14 protein-coding genes are annotated in these 23,998 nt (G+C 55.2%); 11 read left to right on the top strand and 3 right to left on the bottom strand.

Annotated features, from left to right (window positions below; all coding sequences use genetic code 11):
• Nucleotides 1-49 precede the first annotated feature (49 nt).
• Both Poly59_RS05215 and Poly59_RS05210 read right to left on the bottom strand, forming a co-directional pair.
• Nucleotides 50-1,501 carry a sigma-54-dependent transcriptional regulator gene (locus tag Poly59_RS05215; RefSeq protein WP_146532949.1) on the bottom strand — a complete coding sequence of 484 codons (1,452 nt, stop codon included), beginning with the start codon at nucleotides 1,499-1,501 and terminating at the stop codon, nucleotides 50-52.
• Nucleotides 1,498-2,907 carry a sensor histidine kinase gene (locus tag Poly59_RS05210; RefSeq protein ID WP_246151394.1) on the bottom strand — a complete coding sequence of 470 codons (1,410 nt, stop codon included), beginning with the start codon at nucleotides 2,905-2,907 and terminating at the stop codon, nucleotides 1,498-1,500. Before Poly59_RS05210 ends, Poly59_RS05215 begins: the two co-directional genes overlap by 4 nt.
• Nucleotides 2,908-3,194: 287 nt before the next feature.
• Here Poly59_RS05210 and Poly59_RS05205 point away from each other — a divergent pair, with 287 nt between their 5' ends.
• The 8 genes from Poly59_RS05205 to Poly59_RS05170 all read left to right on the top strand — a co-directional run bounded on the left by Poly59_RS05205 (nucleotide 3,195) and on the right by Poly59_RS05170 (nucleotide 15,943).
• Nucleotides 3,195-4,472: a 2Fe-2S iron-sulfur cluster-binding protein gene (locus Poly59_RS05205; RefSeq protein WP_146532948.1), complete on the top strand. Its 1,278-nt coding sequence runs from the start codon at nucleotides 3,195-3,197 to the stop codon at nucleotides 4,470-4,472.
• A 63-nt stretch (nucleotides 4,473-4,535) separates the two neighbouring features.
• Nucleotides 4,536-5,825 carry a DUF1552 domain-containing protein gene (locus tag Poly59_RS05200; protein WP_146532947.1) on the top strand — a complete coding sequence of 430 codons (1,290 nt, stop codon included), beginning with the start codon at nucleotides 4,536-4,538 and terminating at the stop codon, nucleotides 5,823-5,825.
• A gap of 10 nt (nucleotides 5,826-5,835) precedes the next feature.
• A complete protein-coding gene (locus Poly59_RS05195) occupies nucleotides 5,836-8,349 on the top strand; it encodes a DUF1592 domain-containing protein (RefSeq protein WP_246151392.1) in 2,514 nt (837 codons plus the stop codon).
• Nucleotides 8,350-8,564: 215 nt separating this feature from the next.
• On the top strand, nucleotides 8,565-10,019 hold the full coding sequence (locus Poly59_RS05190) for a putative bifunctional diguanylate cyclase/phosphodiesterase (protein ID WP_146532946.1): 1,455 nt from the start codon (nucleotides 8,565-8,567) through the stop codon (nucleotides 10,017-10,019).
• Between the two features lie 3 nt (nucleotides 10,020-10,022).
• Nucleotides 10,023-10,439, top strand: a complete 417-nt coding sequence (locus Poly59_RS05185; RefSeq protein ID WP_146532945.1) for a BLUF domain-containing protein — start codon at nucleotides 10,023-10,025, stop codon at nucleotides 10,437-10,439.
• A 485-nt stretch (nucleotides 10,440-10,924) separates the two neighbouring features.
• On the top strand, nucleotides 10,925-14,434 hold the full coding sequence (locus Poly59_RS05180) for a WD40 repeat domain-containing serine/threonine protein kinase (RefSeq protein ID WP_146532944.1): 3,510 nt from the start codon (nucleotides 10,925-10,927) through the stop codon (nucleotides 14,432-14,434).
• A complete protein-coding gene (locus Poly59_RS05175; RefSeq protein WP_146532943.1) occupies nucleotides 14,431-15,483 on the top strand; it encodes a DUF1559 domain-containing protein in 1,053 nt (350 codons plus the stop codon). The genes Poly59_RS05180 and Poly59_RS05175 overlap by 4 nt, the downstream gene beginning before the upstream one ends.
• On the top strand, nucleotides 15,470-15,943 hold the full coding sequence (locus Poly59_RS05170; protein ID WP_146532942.1) for a hypothetical protein: 474 nt from the start codon (nucleotides 15,470-15,472) through the stop codon (nucleotides 15,941-15,943). Before Poly59_RS05175 ends, Poly59_RS05170 begins: the two co-directional genes overlap by 14 nt.
• Nucleotides 15,944-15,952: 9 nt before the next feature.
• On the opposite strand, the gene Poly59_RS05165 is transcribed toward Poly59_RS05170, so the two are convergent.
• A complete protein-coding gene (locus Poly59_RS05165; protein ID WP_146532941.1) occupies nucleotides 15,953-18,121 on the bottom strand; it encodes a sialate O-acetylesterase in 2,169 nt (722 codons plus the stop codon).
• Between the two features lie 221 nt (nucleotides 18,122-18,342).
• Between Poly59_RS05165 and Poly59_RS05160 the strand changes: the two genes are divergently transcribed.
• The 3 genes from Poly59_RS05160 to Poly59_RS05150 all read left to right on the top strand — a co-directional run bounded on the left by Poly59_RS05160 (nucleotide 18,343) and on the right by Poly59_RS05150 (nucleotide 23,980).
• Nucleotides 18,343-19,254 (top strand): dihydrodipicolinate synthase family protein, encoded by a 912-nt coding sequence (locus tag Poly59_RS05160; protein WP_146532940.1) that lies wholly within the window; start codon nucleotides 18,343-18,345, stop codon nucleotides 19,252-19,254.
• Nucleotides 19,255-19,391: 137 nt separating this feature from the next.
• Nucleotides 19,392-22,373 (top strand): exo-alpha-sialidase, encoded by a 2,982-nt coding sequence (locus Poly59_RS05155; protein ID WP_146533268.1) that lies wholly within the window; start codon nucleotides 19,392-19,394, stop codon nucleotides 22,371-22,373.
• The gene (locus Poly59_RS05150) at nucleotides 22,370-23,980 is read left to right on the top strand and encodes a ribulokinase (protein ID WP_146532939.1); all 1,611 of its coding nucleotides are present in this window, start codon (nucleotides 22,370-22,372) and stop codon (nucleotides 23,978-23,980) included. The genes Poly59_RS05155 and Poly59_RS05150 overlap by 4 nt, the downstream gene beginning before the upstream one ends.
• The last annotated feature ends 18 nt before the right edge of the window (nucleotides 23,981-23,998 follow it).

Genomic DNA, 23,998 nt, shown 5'->3' with positions numbered 1-23,998 from the left:
TATTCAGATTTCCAGCAGATACGTTTCTGCCAGGACATGGAATCACGTTCTACGCGTTCGTTTCGTCCATCCCGTAAACGCGAAGTCGATCGCGCAAGGTGCCGCGGTGAATACCCAGGATCTCGGCGGCTTTCGCGCGATTTCCACCCGTCACTTGCAGCACAACAGCCAATAGTGATGGCTCGGCGGCGGCCAAGAATTTGGCATGCAGATCCGTAAGATCGCCGTCGCAATTGTCGATCGTTTGCTGCGTCCATGATCGAGTCGCCCGGTCCAAATGAGTCGGTGGCGATGCGCCCCCGTGATCGCGGCCCGGCTTGGGCGACGGAAAGTCCTCGACCAACAGCGAGCGACCGCGGGCGACCACTGCAGCGTGTCCGACCGCGTTTTTCAGTTCGCGAATGTTGCCATGCCAGGGTCGAACTCTCAGTTCAGCCAACAACGATTTATCCAGCGGGTCACCGTCAAAACCATAGTTCATCGCGGCGAGGAAATGTCGACACAACGGTTCAATGTCCTCGGTCCGATCGCGAAGCGGGGGCAAATGGATCTGGACACCCGTCAGCCGATGAAACAAGTCTTCGCGAAACTCTCCCGATCCCACCGAATCATGAAGGTCACAGTTGGTCGCGGCGATGATGCGAACATCCGCTGTGCGCGGCACGACTTCACCCACGCGGCAATACTGGCCCTGCTCCAGAACGCGCAGCAACTTCACTTGCGTCCCGAGTGGCAACTCGCCGATTTCATCCAACAAAATTGTTCCGCCCTCGGCACGTTCGAACAACCCCGCGCGATCTTCGTTGGCACCTGTAAACGCACCTTTGACATGTCCAAACAACTCGCTCTCGATCAACTCGGGATTCAACGTCACCGGCGCAATCGGGATGTAAGTTTGTTCGGATCGTCGACTGTGCCGATGGATTGCCGCGGCGACCAATTCTTTGCCGGTTCCCGTTTCGCCGGTAACCAGTACAGACAGGTCACTGTCGGCGACAAGCGCGATCTGACGAAACACCTGCTGCATCGCTGGCGAGACACCGATCAAGACACTTTGATCGATCACCATAGGTCCTGTCGGCGGTGACACATGAGTCGATGACGCAGTGAGTGAGACTGCGTTTTGCGTTAGCGATTTCCGCAGAGCTGATCGGCACGTTCGCAGCGCGTCCTCTAACTTGAACGGCTTGGTCAAGTAATCGGTCGCACCGTTTTTGACCGCAGCCACGGCGGTTTCCAAATCACCGAAGGCTGTGATGATGACAACGGAGCAATGAGGGGTCGCGGCCAAGAACTTTGGCAGCGCCGAAATGCCATCTTCCTTTGGCAATCTTACATCCAAAATAACCATCGCCGGCTGATGCTCGGCCGCCAAACGCAGCCCCTCTTCGGCCGACGAAGCCGTAATCACGCGATGGCCTTCGCCAACGAGCATTTTTTCCAGCGCCCAACAAATCGACGGCTCGTCGTCGACAACCAATACCAACGATGACGTGCTCATGATTCCGATCCGATCGTGTGGGAGCCCACGTCTGCACGCGTGACGGGTACTTCAAATTGAAAAGTGGTTTGCTGGTCGATGCGCCACCATTTGACTTCGCCACCAAGATGCTCGGCGGCGCGGCGAACCAGTGGCAATCCCAACCCCATGCCTTCGGGCTTGGACGTCACGAACGGCTCGAACAGCTCGTCAGCAATCGACGGCTCGACCCCCGGCCCGTTGTCCGTGACCGTCAGCCGCACGTTGCTCGGATCGACATGATCCAGGCGAACGACAACCTCATCGCCAGCTTGGATCGCGTTGTGAACAAGATTGGTGGCCGCGGCAACCCACGCCGGACCGTCTTTCACTTGCCCCAGCGTTATCGATTCGTTGGACTGCCATTGCACGGTCACGTTCAAGTGCTTTGCCATCGGCGCAAGACTCGACTGTACATCTTCAAAACAGACTCGCACGTCAGTGGGCCGGTCTTCGTCTTGCCGCCCCGATGCGACCAACAACAAACGACGAACGTAGTCTTCGGATCGCTCCAATTGTTGGATCGCGACTTGAATGCCTTCGTCATCATCATCGGTACAAGACATCGCATGCAGCTCGATCGCCATACGTGCCCCTGTCAAACTGTTTCGCAATTGATGCGCCATCCCGCTGGCAACTTGGTGCAACAACTTTTGACTTTCCTGGCGATGAACTTGTTTCCACAACTGACTCAATTGCGACGCCATCGAATCGACCGCGCCACCGAGTCGGCCGATTTCGTCGTCGACATCATCGGATACCACCGATTCGAAATCACCCGCCGCGACTCCTTCGACTCGCTCTTGCAAGTTGCCGATGCGGCGCACCAAACGAGACGATAACCACAACGTGATCGACGTTAACGCGGCGATCGTGGAAAGCCCGGTCAACAATGGTAACATCGCTGTGCGACGACGGCTGTCGGAAAACCGTTGCTCGTCGAACAACACCACCACTTCGGCAACCCAATCTTGACGATCAGGCGAACCGTTGACCGAAAACGAAAACACACGGTAACGACGACCGGCCAAAGTGACCGAGACCGGCGATAGGCTTTCCAGATCGCTAGCGAGTGGTCGCATCGCAGTGATCGATGTGCTTGTGACTTCGATCGTGCTGGCGCGAACCTTGCCGTTAGCATCAAGTCCGATCAGCTCGGTCTGGGTCAATTCGGCAAGCGAACCCAACACCATCGAATTGAGCGGAAAGTTGGCGACGGATAGCGAACGCTCGATCCCGGCGAAACGAGCCTGCAATTCAACGGTCGCCCAATGAGTCCCCAATCGGTACGACGCGATCGACACCAAGCCCGCCGCCAAGACCGCTGTTGCAATCAAGGGAGCAAGAATTCGAAGCCTTAGCGAGCGAAAGGGAGATGGCGTTGGCAACAAACTCTCGGGGGCCGATGTGCGGAGGAAGAATTCAACTCTAAGCGTATTCGGCAGACGTAGAATCCGCCACAAGCAATCAAACTGACACAGACGAGACAACGACCGATGTGACTAGCCGAGACACTCGAGGCTGGTTCGATGTCGAAAAAGCCTCCAAATCAACAGGCAACCACAATTTTTGGCCAACTTCTCGGGCCAGAACTGCGAGTTTTGATCGCCCATCGTGATCGGGAAGCTAGGTTTCAAAAACCTTCCCGTCCACCCATTATCACGCTTGAGTTCCCATGACAGGAATCTTAGGGATTGTCCTGATTATTCCAATCATCGCGTATCTCGTCTTTGCCGAGTTTATATCGCGTCGGGAAGAACGACGGTACCGAACTGACATCATCAGCGACCTGCCGACCCTGTCGTCGAGTACACCGTCGTCGAGTGAGTCGACACAATCATCGCAAACGACCGCATCAAACCCCAACAACCTTTCGTGGAAGGGATGGCGAGACATGGTGGTCGATGCAATTCAAGACGAGTCGCCCGATTGCCGATCGTTCTCGCTGCGACCCGCCGACGGCGAATTGATGCCACGCTTCAAAGGTGGCCAATCAATCAGCGTTCGCTGCAAGCCGAGCGAAGAAGCAGACTCGCCCAAGCCCGTCGTTCGCTGCTATAGCTTGTCCAGCGGCCCGGGCGAACCGCGTTACCGAATCACGGTAAAACGCGTTCCCGATGGACGAATGAGCCGGCAACTGCACGACACCATTCAAGCCGGCGACGTGATCCAAATCCAATCGCCCCGCGGTCACTTCCACATCAACCCCGACTATCCCGAGCGACCTTTGCACTTGATCGCTGCTGGAATCGGCATCACGCCGATGCTGTCGATGCTGTTGCAAAGTTTAGAAGAAACGCCGAATCGCGAAGTTCATTTGTACTACCAACTTCGCGACCAAACCAATGCACCGTTCCTGAAGCCACTTCGTTACTTGGGCAACACGCTTGCCCAAACCGGCAAATTCCAGCTGCACGTTTGGTTCAGCCGACCGATCGAAGATGCCGACAGCCTAACCGATTCAGCACTTGATCGCATCACAACGGGTCGAATCAGCGCCGCGCAGATCATCGAACGAACCGGCAGCGGTGAAGGGGACTATCGCATCTGTGGCCCCAGCGTGTTCATGGAATTGATGGCCACCGAACTGATCCAGCACGGCATCGACGAAGCGTCAGTCCAGTACGAGTCTTTTGGCGGCAAAGCCAAGGGGCCAGGCGCGATCGCAGTCAAGAATTCTGGTGCCAGCGAAACTGACGAACTGAAAATCACTTTCACCCAAAGCAGCTGTCACACGACCTGGAACGATCCCAGCGTATCACTGCTGGATGTCGCCGACGACGCAGGCGTCAACGTCGACGCATCCTGCCGCGCGGGCCAGTGCGGCGCCTGCGTACACCGACTCATCAAGGGCAACGTTCGCTACGACGAACAACCCGAATGCGACTTCGAAGACGGCGAAGTCGTGATGTGCGTCGCAAGGCCAGAAACCGACGTCGAAATCAAAGCGTAGTGGCCAAAGTTTGCCGGATTTACGCTGACTGACACCGGATTCGTTCGACAGTACAATGGGGGCATGTCAAAACCAACCAATCTTAATCGTCGACGTTTTGTGCTTCGGTCTCTTGCCGGGTCGATGGCACTACCTGGGTTGCCCTCGCTGATGGCCGATTCTGTTGGCGCTAACTCGGCGATTCGCGAAACCCGCGGTGCGGGCGTCGGGGCCCGGCGGTTCGTTGCCGTGGGCAACCTGCTTGGCTTTCAGCAGAAGCATTTCTTCCCGGAAACAACCGGCAAGGAATTCGAAGAAACCACGCTGCTGAAACCGCTGGCCGCCAACCGCGAACAGATCACGGTCTACCGTGGACTCGACCACGGAATTCGCGGCGGGCACTTTGCCGTTCACACGTTCCTCTCCGGCGTGCTGCATCACGAGTCAAAGAATCGTCGCGATGGCAACGTCACGATCGATCAGTTCATCGCCGACGAAGTCGGCAACGAAACGCGTTTCCCATCGTTGACGGTGGGATCCGAAGGAGGCATTCACGGCGGTTGCCAAATGTCGTGGACCAAATCGGGTGTGCGCGTGCCGCCAATCACCGGACCTGCCGAACTGTTCGAAAGACTGTTCGTGACCGAATCAAAAGAAAGACGGGCTCAGCAGGTGAAGGCGAATAAGCTGCAAGCGTCGGTTCTGGATTCGATCCAAGAAGAGGCAAGTTCGCTTTCCAAGCGAGTCAACCAAGAAGACAAGTCCAAGCTAGACGAGTACTTCAGCTCGATCCGTGATGTCGAAAAACGCTTGGACATTCGCCGGCGTTGGGCCGACCAGCCCAAGCCTGACGCTCCCTTCGAAAAACCAGCCGATGCCAATACAGTCGACGACCTACCGATGTTGTACGAACTGATCGCTTTAGCACTGCAGACCGATTCGACCCGGATCGCGACGCTGGAAATTGGCGGCAGCTTCTTGCCTCAGAACCTGGGTATCGACAAGTCGTACCATAGCCTTTCGCATCACGGCAACGATGAGGAAGCGGTTGCCAATCTGATCACTTTGGAAACTTATCAACTGGAACAATTTGGCAAGTTTTTAACTCGCCTCGCCGACATCCAAGATGGCCAACAAACCTTACTCGACTCGACCACGGTGCTGTTCGGCAGCGGAATGGGCAACGGCAGCTCGCACACCAACAACGATCTTCCGATTGTGCTGGCCGGGGGTGGTTACGGCCGCGGCGAATTTAAGAAGGTTGCCGACAAAGGCGTGGCGAAAATACCGCTGTGCAACCTGTACGTCGACATCGCTCAAAAAATGGGCGTGCTGCAGGACTCGTTCGGAACCAGCACAGGCACGTTCTCATAACGTGGTAACCATGCGATCGAGTCAATGTGGCGGGCAAGCGATCATGCTTGCCGCCTGGATGTTCGCCGTTTCGACCACGGCTTTGCACACCAGCACTGCGGCGGAAGCAAACACCGATCAAGTGTCGGTTTCTGCTGCTCTCTTGACCAAGTATTGCGCCGATTGCCATAACGCCGATCTGAGCGAAGGTGATCGCGAGTTCGAATCGTTTTCGCTGCCTATCCAGTCGGAACAACATCTGATCACGGCCGATGAAATCATCGATCAAGTGACATTAAAGTTGATGCCGCCTGAAGACGCGGACCAACCCAGCGATGACGAACGCTTGAAGCTTGTTGGCGAATTGCGAGACAGCATTCAACAGGCGCGCGACCAGTTCAAAAGCTCGGGTGGGCGCACCGTCATGCGTCGGCTTTCCAATCGCGAGTACGAAACGACTTTGGCGACGCTGATGAATCGCCGCGTCGACACGCTTGGCTTGACGGCTGATTTCCCCAAAGACAACACCAGCCACCACATCGACACGATCGGCGAGTCCCTGGTGACATCGGGATTCTTGCTGGATCAGTATTTCCAAGCGGCAACACGGTTGATTGAAACGCGTCTGGGCAAACCTGCGATCGAGCCCAAGTCTTGGCACTTTACCGACAACTTCCAACAGTACGAAGAACTGACAGGCTCTCACAAAAGCGTCTTTAACTTCGAATATCTATGCCTCTACGAGCAGCCCAACACGGACACTCGACAAGGCGGCTACGGCCACATCGAAGACTTCCTCGAAGGCGTTCCCGTGTCTGGACTCTACGACATCGAGGTCCACGCCCAAGCAATGCACCGCGACACGCACTACGATCCAAAAATTTTCCGCATCGACTTTTCTGAGCCTTTCCAATTGGCCGTCGTCCCGGGCGACGCAACGAAAGGCCACATTCATTACCCGCAAGCGATCGAGCCGATACTCGCGTCGGCGATTGTGCCAGACGAAGAACCCGAATGGTTGAAGTTTCGTGTCTGGTTGGAAGCCGGCCAAACGCCGCGATTCATTTTCCCCAACGGTCCTTACGAATCACGTGCGTCAGTAATCGCGATCAACAAACGTTACAAGAAGGAATTTAAAAATCCCAAGGAAGGTGTCTCGCGATCAACCCTGCTTCGCGAAGGCGCGCTGCCTCACATCAAGATCGGCGAAATCAAAGTTCATGGCCCCGTCGAAGAACCCGGTGGTGGCAACGAAGAACTAGCCGTCTTTGGCGAGCAAGGTTTTCAGCCAGACGAAGCACTTCCACAACTGTTTGCATTTGCTCAAAAAGCGTTCCGTCGCCCCTTGGACAAATCCGATCGCGATCGGATCAAGGCGATATACAAAAAACGATTGTCCCAAGAGGCAACACCACGTCAGTCGGCGCTCGACGCGTTAAAACTGATCCTCTGCTCGCCCTCGTTTTTGTACCTCAGCGAAATAACGCCCGAGGCCGAAACCCTGCTGCGGCCCATGGACCTTGCTTCGCGGCTTTCCTATGCGATTTGGGCTGCACCGCCGGATGACCAACTCTTCAAGGTTGCCGAGTCGGGAAAACTTGCTGAATCGGATGAACTAAAAAATCAGATCACCAGAATGGTTGCCGATAATCGCTGCGATGAATTCGTCAACGGATTTTTGGACAGTTGGCTGAACCTACGAGACATTGGCAATCTGCCGCCACCTCGCAACACGATGCCGGAATACTATGCCGAAAACCTTCCGGAACCCATGAAACAAGAAGCACGTCTGTTCTTTCGCAGCTTGCTTGACGAGAACGGATCCGTCATGGATTTCTTGAATGCCGATTACACGTTCGCCGACAAGCGACTGGCCAAGCTCTATCGATTGCCCGAACAGGACACGCTTCGCTTGGCGGATGGGTTCCAGAGAGTCAGCCTAGGGAAGAACATTCAACGAGGCGGCGTACTGGGCATGGCTGGCGTGTTGACGGTCAGTGCCAATGGCGTTGACACATCACCAGTGACTCGCGGTGTGTGGGTGCTGGAAAACATTCTTGGCATCACACCGCCACCGCCGCCGGACGAAGTGCCAGCGATCGACGCGGACGTCAGCGGAGCGACCACAATCCGCCAGAGATTGGCCAAGCACCGCGAAGACAAAACGTGTTACGTCTGCCACCGCAACATTGATCCGCTTGGCTTTGCGTTAGAAACGTTTGATCCCATCGGACGCTGGCGAGACAAGTATCCCAAACCCAGCGACAAAGGTACTTCGGCAAAGATTGATCCGTCTGGAAAGTTGCCCTCCGGCGAAACGTACGACAACTTCGCAAACTTCAAACAGGTGCTTCTGGAAACTCGCAGTGAACCTTTCGCACGCAATCTGATCGAAAAGATGCTCAGCTACACGACCGGACGACACATGGAACGGACCGATCAATATGAGATCGATGAAATTCTCGCCCGTGTCAAAGCTGATGGCTACGGACTACAAACGATGGTGACCGAAGTGTTGACCAGCGAAATTTTTCGGTCGCGTTAAACGCTCGGTGGGCAAGCTACCCTCGCTTTCTTCGTTTGCGGTTGTACCGATTATGCAAAGAAAGCCGCTTTCACGTTCAGTTTCTCGGATGGTGTTGATGGCTTCCCCGGAATCGCCGGACATCGACTTTTTCTGTGTCCTAAGTGAATAAGGAACGTTTATCCATCGTGCAAACGATGCGGTATTGGGGCAGCAGTATTGGGAACTCTTGTTGAATGACAATCATCGATTCCGGACATTCACTTTCAAGTGTTTCCGCGACACCGGAAATTTCTTGCCAAAAGGAATCCACTCAAAACCATTCGTTAGCTTCGCTAGATAGCGCAATGGGTTTACTACAGATCGAACAGACGCGACTCTCCCAGATCATTCGCGAAGATCCCTTAACAGGGCTGCTCAATCGCTCTGCGTTCACAAGCGATTTTGCTCGACGTTTGACGGCGAACGGCGAAGGGAATGAGCTCGCACTTCTGTACTTGGACCTTGACCACTTTAAGCCAGTCAACGACACGCTCGGTCATCCGGTGGGCGACCAAGTGCTAAAAATCGTTGCCGATCGATTGCGAAATGCGGTGAGCGAAATCGACCTTGTTGGTCGAATGGGGGGCGATGAGTTTACTGTTCTGCAGTTGGGAACGTCTCAACCAAATGGTTCACGTGCATTATCGAAGCGCATCATCGACTCACTGCGAGAACCGATCATCATTGATGAACAGTTTGTTCACATCGGCATCAGCATAGGGGTCGCGCTTGGCCCCTATGATGGTGAGACCGCAGAGGAGTTGACGAAGAACGCGGACCTCGCCTTGTATCGCGCCAAGCAAGATGGACGAAATATCCTGCGGTACTTTGAGCCAGAGATGGATGCAAAGATGCAAGCGCGTCGAACGCTCGAGATCGAGTTGCGCAGCGCGGTCCAAAACGAAGAATTCGAGCTGCACTACCAACCGGTCTTGGACCTCAGCACCAACGAAATCGTATCGCTTGAGGCTCTCGTTCGCTGGAACCATCCGACTCGAGGCCGCATCCCGCCGGACGCCTTTATTCCAATCGCAGAAGAAACTGGGCTCATTTGTTCATTGGGAGAGTGGGTTTTACGTCAAGCCTGCATGGAAGCTGTTACGTGGGATGCTCAGATTGGCGTCGCGGTCAATGTCGCGCCGATCCAATTGCGTAATCGAGCGTTCATCAGCACCGTGATGGACGCGCTGAACCAATCAGGGCTCAATGCCCATCGCCTTGAACTAGAGATCACCGAGCGTTCACTCATATCGAATGCCGATTTGACGTTGGGGCTGCTCCATCAACTGCGTGATCTTGGCGTTCGAATTGCTATGGATGATTTTGGAACGGGCTATTCATCGATCAGCTATCTGCGTCAGTTCCCGTTTGACAAAATTAAAATCGACCGCTCATTCGTTTCTGGCGGCGACACATCCGGCGACTCGGGCGCACTGGTGAAAATGATTGCCGCTTTAGGAACGTGCCTGGGCGCCAAGACAACGGCAGAAGGAGTCGAGACGAACGACGAAATGCGATCCGTTCGGGAAGCCGGTTGCAGTGAGATCCAAGGCTACTTGCTGAGTCGCCCCCTTACCGCAAGCGATGTTCAGGCACTGTTGCGATCCCAAAAAGAAAGCCCGGCTATAGAAACGAGCGAAGGGAAATAGTCGATGTATCAACGAATCCTTTACACAAGTCGCGCCACCGATGGCATCACATTGCGGAACGTCTATGACGTAATCCGCGTTTCGCACAATCGCAATAGCGATAGTGGGCTGACCGGCGCCTTGCTTTTCCTTGATGGTTTCTTCATCCAAGTTCTCGAAGGTGCTCCCTATGCCGTCGACGAACGATACAAACGCATTGCGGCCGACGATCGCCACTGCGAGCTAGAGCTTCGGATCAAAGAGTCAACGTCCGAGTTGCTGTTCCCATCGGAATGGATGGCTCTAAAAGACGATTCCACCATCGACCGGAAAATGTTATCGAGCCAGTGTTACGAACCCGGAATGCCGTCGACACGTTTCAATCCGCAGCAGGTTCTCGACTTCTTATTGAGTTGCTTTGCGCCAACGACGGCGATGTAGAAAGTCAGCCTGAATCGGTGACGACGATCTCGGGGTTTTGCCGGGCGGGTGCCCTACGCGTGCTTTTGCAAAACCAGTTGGACAGTTAATTCGCAAGTTTAAAACATGGGGCAATGAAACTTGGAAAAACGGCCATCGTATTTGGCGGTATTGGTAAGGTTTTGTTTCCCGTAGTGGACCCGCCCGTATTGGACGATTTCGGATAGAATTCAAACCGTGTGTTTTTCGACGAAAAGAATATCAGGCTAAGTTTCGGGGCGCCGCAGCAATTGTGTTTCGCGGCCGATTGACGGAACCGGCTTGAGGTGCAGTTTCAGGCGGTCGGCGGTTTGCCCAAAGAAATTTGCTCGATTTTGTACTTGCGATTTTTGTGATTTGACAAGTGACGAGGTTGCCAGGGAGCCGAGTGTTTTTGCGACAACATACCCACGTCGGTGGCTTGAAGGCACGGAAACGTTAGATGATCGCATAGGCGGATTACTGAAATGAACGATTCTTTGTTGGACAGCGCAGATTCGAGAGACCGCTTGGCCGAAGCAGCAAAACGGTTTGGCAACCAGTTGCAAGCTCAGCAAGGCGCGGACTGGCCGAGCGAAGCCCAGCATTCGCGCATTGCATCGGTCCTGAGATTGCTTCATGCGACGCTCAGTCCAAACAGCACTCAATCGATGAGCCAGTCAGGCGGTTTGGACGAAACGTTTTCAATTCCAAAGCAAGTGGGAAGATTTAAGGTCGGACAGCGTGTGGGGGAAGGTGGGTTTGGCGTCGTCTACAAAGCTTTTGACGAAGTGCTAAGGCGCGACGTTGCACTTAAAGCTGTGCCGAGACGAGCGGGCATACATTCGGCAAGCGAAGAGTATCGATTGCGTGAAGCACGAGCCTCGGCCCGACTGAATCACCCATACTTAGTGCCACTTTACGAAGTCGTCGAAGACGAGCAGTGCGTCTATTTGGTCTCGGAGTTTTGTAACGGCCCAACATTATACCAGTACCTGCAGGAGCACCCTGGTCGGGTCAGCCCACGCTGGGCGGCCGAAGTGACATTAAAACTGGGACAAGCGGTCGCGCACGCGCATGGACGCGGACTTGTGCACCGAGATATCAAGCCAGGCAACGTGCTGCTGTCTCCGGAACGAGCCGATGGCGACATATTACCCTTCACGCCGCGGTTGACCGACTTTGGGCTCGTGCTTGAAATTGACAGCGATTCGACAGGCCAGACCCAAAGTGGTTTCGCCGGTACCGTGATGTACATGTCGCCGGAACAGATCATGGGCGACGAACGCTGGGACGCACGCAGCAGCGACGTCTACTCACTCGGACTATTGCTATATCAAATGATCGCGGGCGAGCTTCCCTTTCGGTCAAGCAAGCCGCTTGAACTGTTGACTCAAATTTGCACCGAACCAATCAAGCCTATCGCGGTCGACACAAAACCGATCTCTCAAGATCTACTGGCGATCTGCTACAAAGCGATTCACAAACAACCATCACAACGGTACGAATCGGCGCAGGCTCTGGTCGACGACTTGCTTCGGTGGCAGGACGGTCGAGAGGTAACAGCACGACGCCAATCAAGTCTTGAACGTACTTGGCTGTCGGCGCGTCGAGCGCCGGTGTTGTTGGGATTGTTCATCGCTCTGGTAACTTTGGCGATCACTAGCATTCTGGTTTTCGCTTGGAGCAATCGGCTTTTACGGAAAAAGCAGGCTGAACTGGGGCTAGCGGTAACGGAAGCTTCGCTGAGCCGCAAAGACGCGATCGAGATTGCTTATCGGTCCGACATGAACCAAGCCTATCTGGCCGTCGCTCGGCAGGACCCGGCAACGGCGATGTCGTTTGTCAACGATATCAAGCGTTACTCGGGCGACCAGTACCATGACCGATTTGACTTCCGATTACTCGGGACACTCGCACGGGATGGATGGACCGAACTGGCGGGTCTTGAAACGATGGTGGAAGAGGTCGTACCAATGCCGAACGCAAACTTGCATGCGATCGCGGGCGGAAACCAGGTACGTTTCTATCGTAGCGATCAACGCCAACCCGTTCGCGAGATTCAACTGGCGGAAGGCGAGATCCTCCATGCCTTAGCCGTCGCCCCCGACGAAGATTTTTTGGCATTGGGAATCTCGGGCGCGCCATCCGCATTGAACTGGTTAGGACTAAATAACGATCGCATCCAGTTCTTTTCGCTCGGCGGTCGCAAGGTTCCTAAACCGATTCAGCAATTCGCCACAACATTGGAATCGCTCGCATTTAGCAGTGACGGGAAACGTTTGGCGGCCGGAACACGGTACGAACCGATTCAGATTTTCACAATCGGCTCAGACAGCGAACCGATCACAGTCGCTTCGGTCCGTCGCAACGAAGATTTGGCGTTCGCTCCGAATGACAAAATCGCGTGGATCGCAGAGTCCAATGCGATACGAATTCAGAAGCCCGGTGACAAATCCAGCGCTCGTTCACTGAAGATTCCAGGCCCCAGTTGCTTTGATCGAATGAGCCGTTCGTCGGATGGCAAACAAATTGTGGCAACAGTGCGATTTGATAGTCGAGGCTACTTGTACGATCTGGATCGTGACGACAAAGAACCCACGGTTCTTGAAAATTCGCATGGCGAATTATCAACGATTTCTTTCTCGCCAAACGGAAACTACGTCGCCGGTGGAACAACTGGAGGCGGTGTTGTGGTATGGCATCTTGGCGACCAATCAAACATCCCATCGAAAAACATCCTTTCGAAAAGCGACGAAAGCCAAAACAATGAACTTCCCGTCGACGGCAAGCGAACATCCATCCCCGTCGCGATGCACCGTTCGATCCACGGTGATCGGGTCACGGCCATTGGTATCAGCAGCGATGGAGTCGTCATCAGCGGTAGTAATCGCGGGCACGTGACTGCTTGGGCAACACAAGGTGTCGCTGATGTTCGACAGGTGATCAGTCTGGACAGCCAGTCCAACCATGCAGACGTTTCACCCGACGGAAAAATTGCGATCGCCGGGTACCTGGACGGATCGGTCTGGCGAGTTGAACTGTCATCAGGCAGACGCCAACAACTTCGTATGCCAACCCGCTATCTCGCCAGCGCCGTGAAAATTTCACCCGACGGACGCTACATCGCAGTAGGCTGGTTAGACGGTTCGTTGGCAATCGCAAAGATTGACCCTTCGCTCGATTCGACACCAACATGGCTCATGCGGCAACCTGAACCGCTGCCTGACCACGTGATCCAGTCCGTCAACCACATTGATTTCAATCCCTCATCCAACAAGGTTTGCGTCTGCCGTGGTGCGTCACGATTCGAGTTAATAGAAATAACGGACAGCCCATCGCCGAATGGCACCGTTTCGCTGCAACCGGTGACCTCGTTTCACGCGCCGACGTCAATCGACTCGATTTCCGTTCTCGATGACCAGACCATCATTACGCTAGGAGACACCGTCCGCATCTGGAACGGAAAAGCGACATCGATTCCGACCTCGCAAGCTGGGATTGGCTATGTTCGGTGCCAGTGTTCCGACATCGATAAACGATGGATTTACGCGGGTTGCGGCGATGGACGAATCCGTAAAATCAGCGATGGGGGCGTTGTTTTGTCAACAAGTTCTCGCTGGGCGCCAATTGTCACCCAACCGCAAACGACCCGCCGAATCACAGCGATTACACTATCGCCTGACGGATTAAGTGTACTGACAGGCAGTAACCTTGGCGACGTTGCGATTTGGGATGCTGCATCGCTGCGTTACCTCGGTGAGATCTGGCAGGGCGACTCGGCGGGCGAAATCCAACGAATTCGAGTTTCAAGTAATGAATCGGCGGAGGGCGGCGACCTGCTATTCGTTCACCAGCGAGAATTCCCAGTGCTCGGCCCCACGAACAATGGTAAATTGCAATTCATGCGATTGGATTCGTCAACAAACAATACCGGGAAATATTCCTCGTTCAATCTGCCGCTAACAATGGCGACTGAAGGAGGGCAAGGCAAATGACATTGAATTCAAACACTGTACACGGCAGTGAACGCCTCGGAGTGCTGGCAAATTCGCTGGCTCGAAAAAGTCGTGGCTTCACGCTTGTTGAATTATTGGTCGTGATCGCGATCATCGGCATGCTCGTTGGATTGCTACTGCCGGCGGTTCAGGCCGCGAGGGAAGCCGCCCGGCGGATGCAGTGCAGCAACCGAATGAAACAAACCGGACTTGCAATCCACAATTACCATTCGGCGTTCCGCCAACTGCCGCGTGCTTGGTGGCTCGAGACCACACCGCGACCTTTCAACGGCCGTGTTTGGACAATCGACGTCCTTCCGTTCCTCGAAGAACAGGCTGTCTTCTCCGAGATTGACCAAAACACTTTGGCGGTCGACCAGCTAAGCCCTAGCAACGTCAGCGTGATTCAAAAATCAATCACGACGTACCTATGCCCGTCATCGCCCGGTGCGCCAGAAGGGCGACGGTACACCTTCAACGCGGCGCCGGCCGGACTTCCGTTTACAGCCACTAATATTGCGGCCTGCGACTACTCGCCCGCCACTGGTGTCAGCGGCCTGTACGCCAAGCACGCCTTTGGTCCAAATTTGTTAAGCAATCGCGAAGGAGCATTGCAGGTCGTCAGTCCAATCTTCGGCGGTTCAGAAGACGGAACCTTCGCAGGCATCCTTGATGGTTTATCCAACACAATCCTGATTGGCGAGCGGACCGGCGGCCCCGTCGTATTCAGTGGTGGCCGAGAAGATCCCGTTGCGACGGCGAACTTGATCGGACTGGAAGGCGGCGGTTGGGGCGACCTTCTCGGCGGAGAACACTGGTTACAAGGATCACTGCAAGGCGGACTATCGTGGCCACCGCTGGGCGGCCCTTGTGCAATCAACTGCACCAATGCACGCGGGTTTGGCTTCCACAGTTTTCATACCGGCGGATCCCAATTCATCTTTGCCGATGGAGCAGTTCGGTTCATTTCCGCAAGCGTCGATGCCCACGCATTCGCATCCATGATCACTCGTCGTGCGGGCGAAGTAGTGGACCATGAAGCGTATTGAACGATGCGGCAAAAAAAGCCGCAGGTCTTTTGCATTAGCCACACTTGGATTGTCGACGATACTGTTGCTTGGATGCAGCGGCAAAACTGCCGATCCTCGCGTGGCAATCGTGCGTGGAACGGTCGAAGTCGACGCCGCGCCGGCCGAAGGCGTGATCTTGCAACTTCATCCACTAACGCAAGACGGAGTTCCCGCCACAGGCGTCAGCGACAAAGAAGGCCATCTTTCGATCTCGACCTACACCAATGGCGACGGCGTGGTGCCGGGAAGCTATCAAGTGACATGCACGTGGGGCACTTTTGATCCCATGTCTCGGCAAATGACCGGAGACCGGTTGGTCGGGCGATACGCATCGACCAGTGATTCAAAACTCGTGTGGGAAATCACGCCAGGCGAAGAAAACGACGTCGGCGTTGTTCGCCTGGAAACACCCGGTTCCCAGAAACTGAGCAATCCCTGATTCGACTGTCTACTTCACAAAAACTCGAAGTCGTTTTTGTAAATAGCTTGCTGCGTTTCCACTGAAGGTCCAGTCGGCGTTGTCGCCGGAATTGTTTCCGATTCCGATATCGGCTGATGGGCCGCTGGACCAGTGGTTGATAGCGAACAGAGTTTGCTTCGCGCCGAAGTTGTGAATTTGCATGCTGCCATAACCATCGACAGGTTGGCTGACCACGTCACCGAAGTCGTACTTGGTACTGGATGCACCCTGAACCTTGGCGTCGTTTCCCTGTCCGTAGTTGTTGGGCCAAAATTCAATGTTGGCCGTTCCGATATTTGTTCCCGTCACGATGCCCTCAACATTGGAATAGATGTCAACTGACGACAACGGCTGTTGAAACGTTGCTTTGGAAGCGGCCGTGGGAATGCCAATTTTTTTTGCATCGTCCGTGAACGCGTCGACGACCACAAAGATTCCTTGCTCGACATCGCCGCCAGACTGCAATTCCAACAGGTAACCGATCTTTGAAAACGGTCCGGCCGTTTCACTTTCGTCGGTGGTGTACGAGATCGTTTTTCCTAACTTGGCTAAGTCAACGTCATAGACCAATCGAAAGTCTTTTCCGATCGGCAACTGATCCGCAAAACTCGGTACTTCACCGCCACGAAACGCACCGACGGGCAAGCCCGTTCCGCCAACCAAGTTGGGCTCGGCCAACTTGTTCCATGCAAATCGGAACGCAACTGGATGCTGGCACTTTGGCGATGACAGAACGATCGTGTCGCCTTCGATCGCGACCTGTGCGGGTTGATAACCGCTGGACCCTACACCGATCACTTCGAAATGCGTGACTGGCCCGCCGTCTCGCGTCTTCAGTCCGCCGCCTGTGTTGTCGAACGTTATCTTTAGAATCCCGTCGAGCGTCTCCATCGAAGCCATCGTTGGGCTTTCGGCGACGACATCGCGTTCGTAGTCATGTTTCAGTGCCAGCAGTGCCAAACGGTGCCCAACGTCCTGCTTGTTCGGTGGGTGGATATTATCAAGCGTTGCGATGTCGTTGATCACGACCATGCCAGTATTGGGAATTTTTGTGGCGGCAGCCTGAGCTTCCCAGAACGTCGCCAACACTTCGGGATTTTCGGTACCATATTGAAAGGGTGCGATCTGAACAAAGTAAAACGGAAATTCGCCTTGATCCCAAAGCTCTCGCCAACCGGCAATCAGAGCTTTCATTTTTTCGGTGTACAGCATCCCTTCACCATGATTAGATTCGCCTTGATACCAAATCGCGCCGCGAATCGGGAAACCGACCATCGCATGGATCATGCCGTTGTAAAGCATGGTCGGATCTTGGTGCGATTCGAATGGCGTCAAGGTTGACGGATAGGCTGGGCTGGCTGAAACGACGCCGCCAGTGGCCAACGCCTGCTTGGCCGAATCGAGCCACGTTTCGATGCTGGTGACATGTTGTTGATTCAAGTCGCGATTGCGATCGGTCCCCGGTGTACGACTGAGAACCGAATCGTAGATATCCCCAAGTGCGTCAACCTTTTCGAACCCGACCGGTGGTGTCCACGGTTCGATCCGAGTCCCGCCCCACGAGGAATTCAAAAGACCGATGGGCACACCAAGCTCTTTTTGCAAGTTGAGAGCCATGAAGTATCCGCAGGCCGTGAACCCGCCTGCCGTTTGGGGCGAACAAATTTGCCAGCTCGACTGGATGTCATCGAGCGGCACGTTGGACGGTCGCTTGCTGACTTGAAACTGGCGAATAGTGGGATAGTTGGCTGCCGCGATTTCTTCCTTGGCATTGGTGCTGCTTGCCACGGTCCATTCCATGTTGGACTGGCCGCTGCACAGCCAAACTTCGCCCACCAACGCATCCTTGATTTCAACCGTACTCGAACCTTGGACGGTCAGCGCTTGTGGCTGGTTGCTTGCCGTCATCGCTGGCAACTCGGCGCTCCATTTACCAGAATCACCTGCGGTAGCGGTGACCGATGATTCGCCGATCGAAACGGTCACGCGCTGGCCGGCGTTGTCCCAGCCCCAAATCCGAATGGGTTTCTGCTGTTGAATCACCATGTGATCGGCAAAGAAACCGGGCAAGCGAACGTCGGCTTGAACATCCGCAGCACCGATGCAAATCAGTACAACGGCAACCTGAAGAATTCGCGAAACAAGAGACAGCTTCATCGAAGTCAGCCTTTCAATTGAGGTGGGCAAGTAGCAGGGCAAGGGGGAGGGCGAGCACGCAAGTGCTGGGCGACGCATTCTAACTGACGCGGACCGCCCGACATTCTAACTGACGCGAGACGACTGGGCGCGATTGCATAGGCGAAGGTTGCATTCGAAATCCGGCAAGGCTAAAGTCGATGAGCTTTCCCACCCCACCATCGCCTTCCTTGACTCCCTCCATGTCACCATCTGCTTTTGCGCTGCGTGGAATCGTCCCGCCGCTGATCACGCCCCTTGCTGCGCGCGACGAACTCGATTGCGACGGTCTGCAGCGATTACTCGACCACGTGATCGATGGCGGAGTATCGGGCGTCTTCATTTTGGGCACCACCGGCGAGGCGCCCAGCTTGAGTTATCGATTGCGGCGACAAATGATCACCGAAACGACTCGATTGGTTCGCGACCGCGTCCCGGTCTTAGTCGGAATCGCCGATACCGCCTTCACCGAAACCGTCAATCTGGCGAAACATGCTGCCGACAGCGGCGCGAGTGCCGCCGTGCTGACCACTCCCTATTACTTTCCAGCGGGACAAACTGAACTGACTTCGTATGTGCAGAACATCCAGCCGCTGATCCCGTTGCCGCTGATGCTCTACAACATGCCTCAGCTAACGAAGGTTTGGTTCGAGATTGAAACGCTTGCTAAGCTTGCCAGTATCGACGGCATCGTGGGCGTCAAAGACAGCAGTGGCGACATGGAATACTTCGGTCGCCTTTGCAAAATGAAGAGCGTGCGTCCGGATTGGTCGATTTTGCTAGGCCCCGAAGCGTTACTTCCCCAAGCCCATGCGCTCGGTGGCGATGGCGGCGTCAGCGGCGGAGCGAATATCGCGCCCCAGTTGTTCGTCGATTGCTATCGCGCACTGCAAGACGGCGACGCGGCCAAGCTCGACGCGGTGATGCAAAAGATCAATCGCTTCCAAGACATTTACGACATTGGCAAGTACGCATCGCGGCACATCAAAGCCACCAAGACGGCCGCATCGTTGATCGGGCTGTGCAATGACTTACCGGCAGATCCCTTCCACGCGTTCCGCGAACCCGAGCGACAACGGGTCGCCGAGATTCTGCGCAGCATTGGGTTGCTGTAGAGTCCAGCGATCCGATCCACAGCGTCGATAGCCCGCTGAGTCGTTGACTCGTTGGCGATAGATCCAAAAAAAATCAATCCATTGAACCGGAGCCACCTTTGAATAGCCGTCTACTTTCGATTGGGATCACGGGCCTGATGATCTCGTCACTGATTGCCGCCGATAACGATTGGAAACTTCAACCCCTGGCGTACAACCACCCCGGGCTCGAAGTCGATTTGGGGGTCGGGCTGTGGGCCTATCCGTCGCCGCTTGACTATGACGGTGATGGCGACATGGACCTGTTGGTGGCTTGTCCCGACAAGCCAACCAATGGAGTGTATTTCTTCGAAAACACATCACAGGATCCATCGAACAAAATGCCGGTATTCAAACCATCGGTTCGACTTGGCAAGGCGTCGCATTACATGATGATGAGTCTGGTCGATGACGAACCGGTGATCTTGGAACCGGCCAAAGAGTACCGCCTCAACGCCAGTACCGGCAAATTCGATTTCGCCAAACCGACGAAAATCGATGCGATCGCCAACCCAAACCATCAAACAGGCGGCCGGACTCGCGGCAACATGTGGCGATACGTCGACTTTGACGGCGATGGCGACCATGACATTGCGGTTGGGTCCGGCGACTGGACCGAACTTGCTTGGGACCATGCCTACGACAGCAGCGGGCGATGGCGAAACGGGCCCCTGCACGGATACGTCTATTTGATAATGAACGAGGGCACTGACGCGGCGCCAAAGTACTCTGATTCGCCCCAGCGATTGCAAGCCGGCGGCGGTGACGTGGATGTCTACGGTTGGCCGAGTCCGAACTTTGCGGACTTCGACAATGACGGCGACCTGGACCTGTTGTGCGGCGAATTCATGGACGGCTTTACCTACTTTCAGAACATCGGATCACGACAGCAGCCAGTCTATGCTGCTGGCCAAAAACTCGTAGGTTCCGACGGAAGCCCGCTGGTCATGCACTTGCAGATGATCACGCCGACCGCAGTGGACTGGGACAAAGATGGTGACATTGACTTGATCGTCGGTGACGAAGACGGCCGCGTCGCGTTGGTCGAAAACGTCGGCCGTATGCATGACGAAGCACCTGTGTTTGATTCGCCAAAGTACTTTCGCCAACAAGCCGACACGCTCAAGTTCGGCGCTCTGGCCACGCCGTTTGCCTATGACTGGGACAACGACGGCGACGAAGACATTCTTTGCGGCAACACGGCAGGATCGATCGGCTTTTTCGAGAATCTCGGCAACTCCGAAAATGGGTTACCGAAATGGGACGCGCCGCGACTGTTGAATGTGAAATCGCCTGATGGAAAAACGGAACCGTTTCGTGTGATGGCCGGCCCGAGCGGTTCGATCCAAGGCCCATGCGAAGCTAAATGGGGCTACACAACCCTGACGGTCGCCGATTGGGACAACGATGGCGATGGCGACATCATTTACAACTCGATTTTGTCGCGTGTTGGCTTGCTGATTAACGAAGGTGGCACGTTGGTCGAAAAGGAATTTGACACTGGCTTGAACGAGGCGCCGCCGGTTTGGTATTGGTGGCAGACAGAGTCGTCATCGGCGCTGACTCAGTGGCGAACGACGCCGGTAGCGATCGATTTCGATGCCGACAACCTTCTTGATTTGGTGATGCTGGATCAAGATGGTTTCCTGACACTGCGGCGGGGTGGTGGCGAGGCACAGCGAATCTTCACCGACGAAGACAACCTGCCGTTGAGGTTGAATGCAGGTTCGTGTGGCCGATCCGGGCGAGTGAAGTTGTCGGTCGTTGATTGGGACGGCGATTCGCGTTTAGACATTCTGGTCAACTCGGAAAATGCGACCTGGTATCGCAACTGCGAGGACCGCGATGGAAAAATCGTGATGAAACGGATGGGCAATTTGGCCGATCGCAATGTGGCCGGTCACACATCGAGTCCCGCGACTTGCGATTTTGATCGCGATGGAATACCGGACCTGTTGGTCGGTAGCGAGAACGGGCGAGTCTATCACCTCAAGCACTCCGACAGCATCGCGTTCAGCGAAGCCGACCTGACCGCGGAACCAGCCAAGCCCACACAGCCAATGCGAATCCCAGGCTTGATTGCCGAAGAATTCATTTTCGACAAAGCAAAATTCGACGAGTGTCATGCGTCGACGATTTGCCAAACCAGTCGCGGCATGGTGGCGGCCTGGTTCGGTGGATCCAAAGAAGGGCACAAGGATGTTGGTATATGGACCAGCTATCACGATGGCCTTGGATGGTCCAATCCAACCGAAGTCGCCAATGGCGTTCAGCACGACAGCCTTCGGCATCCGTGCTGGAACCCTGTTCTGTTCCAAACGCCCGGCGATGGTCCGACACTGCTGTTTTTCAAAGTTGGTCCGAACCCCAGGCAGTGGTGGGGCGAAATGATGGTGAGCTACGATCGCGGCCGCACCTTTGTCGATCGCCGACGTCTGCCCGAAGGCATCGACGGCCCGGTTCGATGCAAGCCGATCCTGTTGAATGAAGGACAAACATTATTGTGTGGATCGTCAACCGAGTATGACGGTTGGCGACTTCACTTCGAGTCGATCGAAATCGTCGACGGCGAACTCGATGGAAACTGGAAGCGAATCGGACCGATCAATGATGGTAAGAAATTCAGTGCCATTCAACCGACATTCTTGACGCATCCCGATGGCCGGCTGCAAGTGCTTTGCCGAACCAAAGAAGGCGTGATCGCGTCAAGTGAATCGTCGGACAACGGCGACACTTGGTCAGACCTGGTTGCAACCGAACTGCCCAATCCGAATTCAGGGATCGATGCAATCACGCTCGACGACGGGCGACAATTGCTGATCTACAATCACCTCGATTCGGGCACGACCGGATGGGGTCGCCGCGGAAAGTTGAACTTGGCGGTATCCGAGGATGGAGTCACTTGGAAACCCGCAGGCGTGCTAGAAAGTGAAGCCAAAGGCGAATTCAGTTATCCCGCGATCGTGCAAACCAGCGACGGTTTGGTCCACGCGTCCTACACGTTCAACCGCAAAAAGATCAAACACGTTGTCATCAACCCCGAACTCCTGAACCCCGAACTCTCAGAAGTCGGTGAGCCCGACGATGGAACGAGCAAATGAGTCACCCGATTTCTTTAGGGCTCGATTTTGGCACCGAGTCGGTTCGAGCAATCCTTGTCGACACGCAAGGCAAGCAGTGGGCGATTGCCGAAACAAGTTTCGCAAGCGGCCAGATCACCGACACACTGCCTGGCTGCGGCAAACGATTGCCGGCCCAGTATGCGCTGCAGTGCCCAGGTGACTGGATCGAATCGGCGGCAACGGCAACCCGTGCCGCCATCGAAGAGGCGGGCATCGGTCCGGATCGCATTGTCGGGATTGGCGTCGACTTCACCAGTTGCACGATGCTTCCAACGACAATCGACGGAACACCGCTTTGCGATTTGGATACTTTCAAGGCTACACCGCTGGCGTGGCCCAAGCTTTGGAAGCATCACGGAGCGATGGACCAAACGGAACACATGAATGAGATTGCCCGACAGCGTGGCGAATCATTCTTGCTGCGGTACGGCGGAACGATCGGGCTGGAGTGGTTCTTTCCTAAAATGCTGGAAACGATCCAGAACGCTCCGGAAGTTGCTGAGGCAGCGGAGGTCTGGTTGGAAGCAGGTGACTGGTTTGTGTGGCAATTGGTTGGCGGAGCGGCCGATACGCTGACGCGATCAACTTGCCAGGCTGGTTACAAAGCGATGTGGTCCGCGGCCGATGGCTATCCGTCGACCGACTACTTTACAGCCGTCGATCCACGGCTCGCTGAATCGGTTGCCAATCGTTTGCCCGGAGTGATGCGTTCGCCGGGTGAGGTCGCAGGCACGTTGTCCAGTGAGATGGCAACGCGGTTCGGATTAGCCGCGGGCACGCCTGTATCAACAGCAATCATCGACGCGCATTCGGCCGTACCAGGCGTAGGTGCCGCCGACGCGGGGACTCTTGTGATGGTGATGGGGACCAGCAGTTGCCACATGCTCAACGCCGTCACTATGGCGGATGTGCCGGGTGTTGCGGGAGTCGTGGAGGGCGGTATTTTGCCAGGCATGTTTGGTTACGAAACCGGACAAACAGCAGTCGGTGACGCGTTTGCATGGCTAGGTCGATTGCTAGGACTGGAATCGTTCGATTCGATTTCCGAGGCGGCGATGCAGTTGCCGCCAGGCGCCGATGGCGTGATGTGCATGGACTGGATGAACGGATGTCGAACACCGCTGATGGACGGCAGCGTTCGCGGTGCTTTCACCGGATTGGGGCTCGAACACGGCCCCGAACATTTGTATTTGGCACTGATGGAAGCATCCGCATTTGGACTTCGCTGGATCGTCGAAATGCTTCGCGACGGCGGTGTTCCGATCCACCGTTTCGTTGCCACCGGCGGCTTACCCCATCACAACCGCGCCTTTGTCGAAGTTTACGCGGACGTGCTAGGAGCGGAGATCGAAATCCACCCGACGACGCAAGGTCCGGCCATGGGAGCAGCCGTGTTAGGGATGTTTGCGGCCGGATCGAAGGCCAGCGGATTTGAATCAATCGCGTCGGCCGCGTCTGTAATGGCGAGTGCGCCGCAAGACCGCCAAACCATCGTTCGGCCGCGAGCCGAACGCAAGGAGACTTACGATTTGCTGTATCCGAAATACCGACAACTCGCCCACGCGATTGCTAAATCGCAAATCTAGCGAAAGCGAACAGCTATC

The sequence above is a fragment of the Rubripirellula reticaptiva genome (assembly GCF_007860175.1).
GTDB classification, from domain to species: Bacteria; Planctomycetota; Planctomycetia; order Pirellulales; family Pirellulaceae; genus Rubripirellula; species Rubripirellula reticaptiva.
This window is presented reverse-complemented; position numbering and strand designations above follow the sequence as displayed.

Bases quoted from the DNA above. Each gene is read 5' to 3' on its own strand.
- Poly59_RS05215 (WP_146532949.1), bottom strand. From the start codon at position 1,501: ATGAGCACGTCATCGTTGGTATTGGTTGTCGACGACGAGCCGTCGATT.
- Poly59_RS05205 (WP_146532948.1), top strand. From the start codon at position 3,195: ATGACAGGAATCTTAGGGATTGTCCTGATTATTCCAATCATCGCGTAT.
- Poly59_RS05200 (WP_146532947.1), top strand. From the start codon at position 4,536: ATGTCAAAACCAACCAATCTTAATCGTCGACGTTTTGTGCTTCGGTCT.
- Poly59_RS05195 (WP_246151392.1), top strand. From the start codon at position 5,836: ATGCGATCGAGTCAATGTGGCGGGCAAGCGATCATGCTTGCCGCCTGG.
- Poly59_RS05190 (WP_146532946.1), top strand. From the start codon at position 8,565: ATGACAATCATCGATTCCGGACATTCACTTTCAAGTGTTTCCGCGACA.
- Poly59_RS05185 (WP_146532945.1), top strand. From the start codon at position 10,023: ATGTATCAACGAATCCTTTACACAAGTCGCGCCACCGATGGCATCACA.
- Poly59_RS05180 (WP_146532944.1), top strand. From the start codon at position 10,925: ATGAACGATTCTTTGTTGGACAGCGCAGATTCGAGAGACCGCTTGGCC.
- Poly59_RS05175 (WP_146532943.1), top strand. From the start codon at position 14,431: ATGACATTGAATTCAAACACTGTACACGGCAGTGAACGCCTCGGAGTG.
- Poly59_RS05170 (WP_146532942.1), top strand. From the start codon at position 15,470: ATGAAGCGTATTGAACGATGCGGCAAAAAAAGCCGCAGGTCTTTTGCA.
- Poly59_RS05165 (WP_146532941.1), bottom strand. From the start codon at position 18,121: ATGAAGCTGTCTCTTGTTTCGCGAATTCTTCAGGTTGCCGTTGTACTG.
- Poly59_RS05160 (WP_146532940.1), top strand. From the start codon at position 18,343: ATGTCACCATCTGCTTTTGCGCTGCGTGGAATCGTCCCGCCGCTGATC.
- Poly59_RS05155 (WP_146533268.1), top strand. From the start codon at position 19,392: ATGATCTCGTCACTGATTGCCGCCGATAACGATTGGAAACTTCAACCC.
- Poly59_RS05150 (WP_146532939.1), top strand. From the start codon at position 22,370: ATGAGTCACCCGATTTCTTTAGGGCTCGATTTTGGCACCGAGTCGGTT.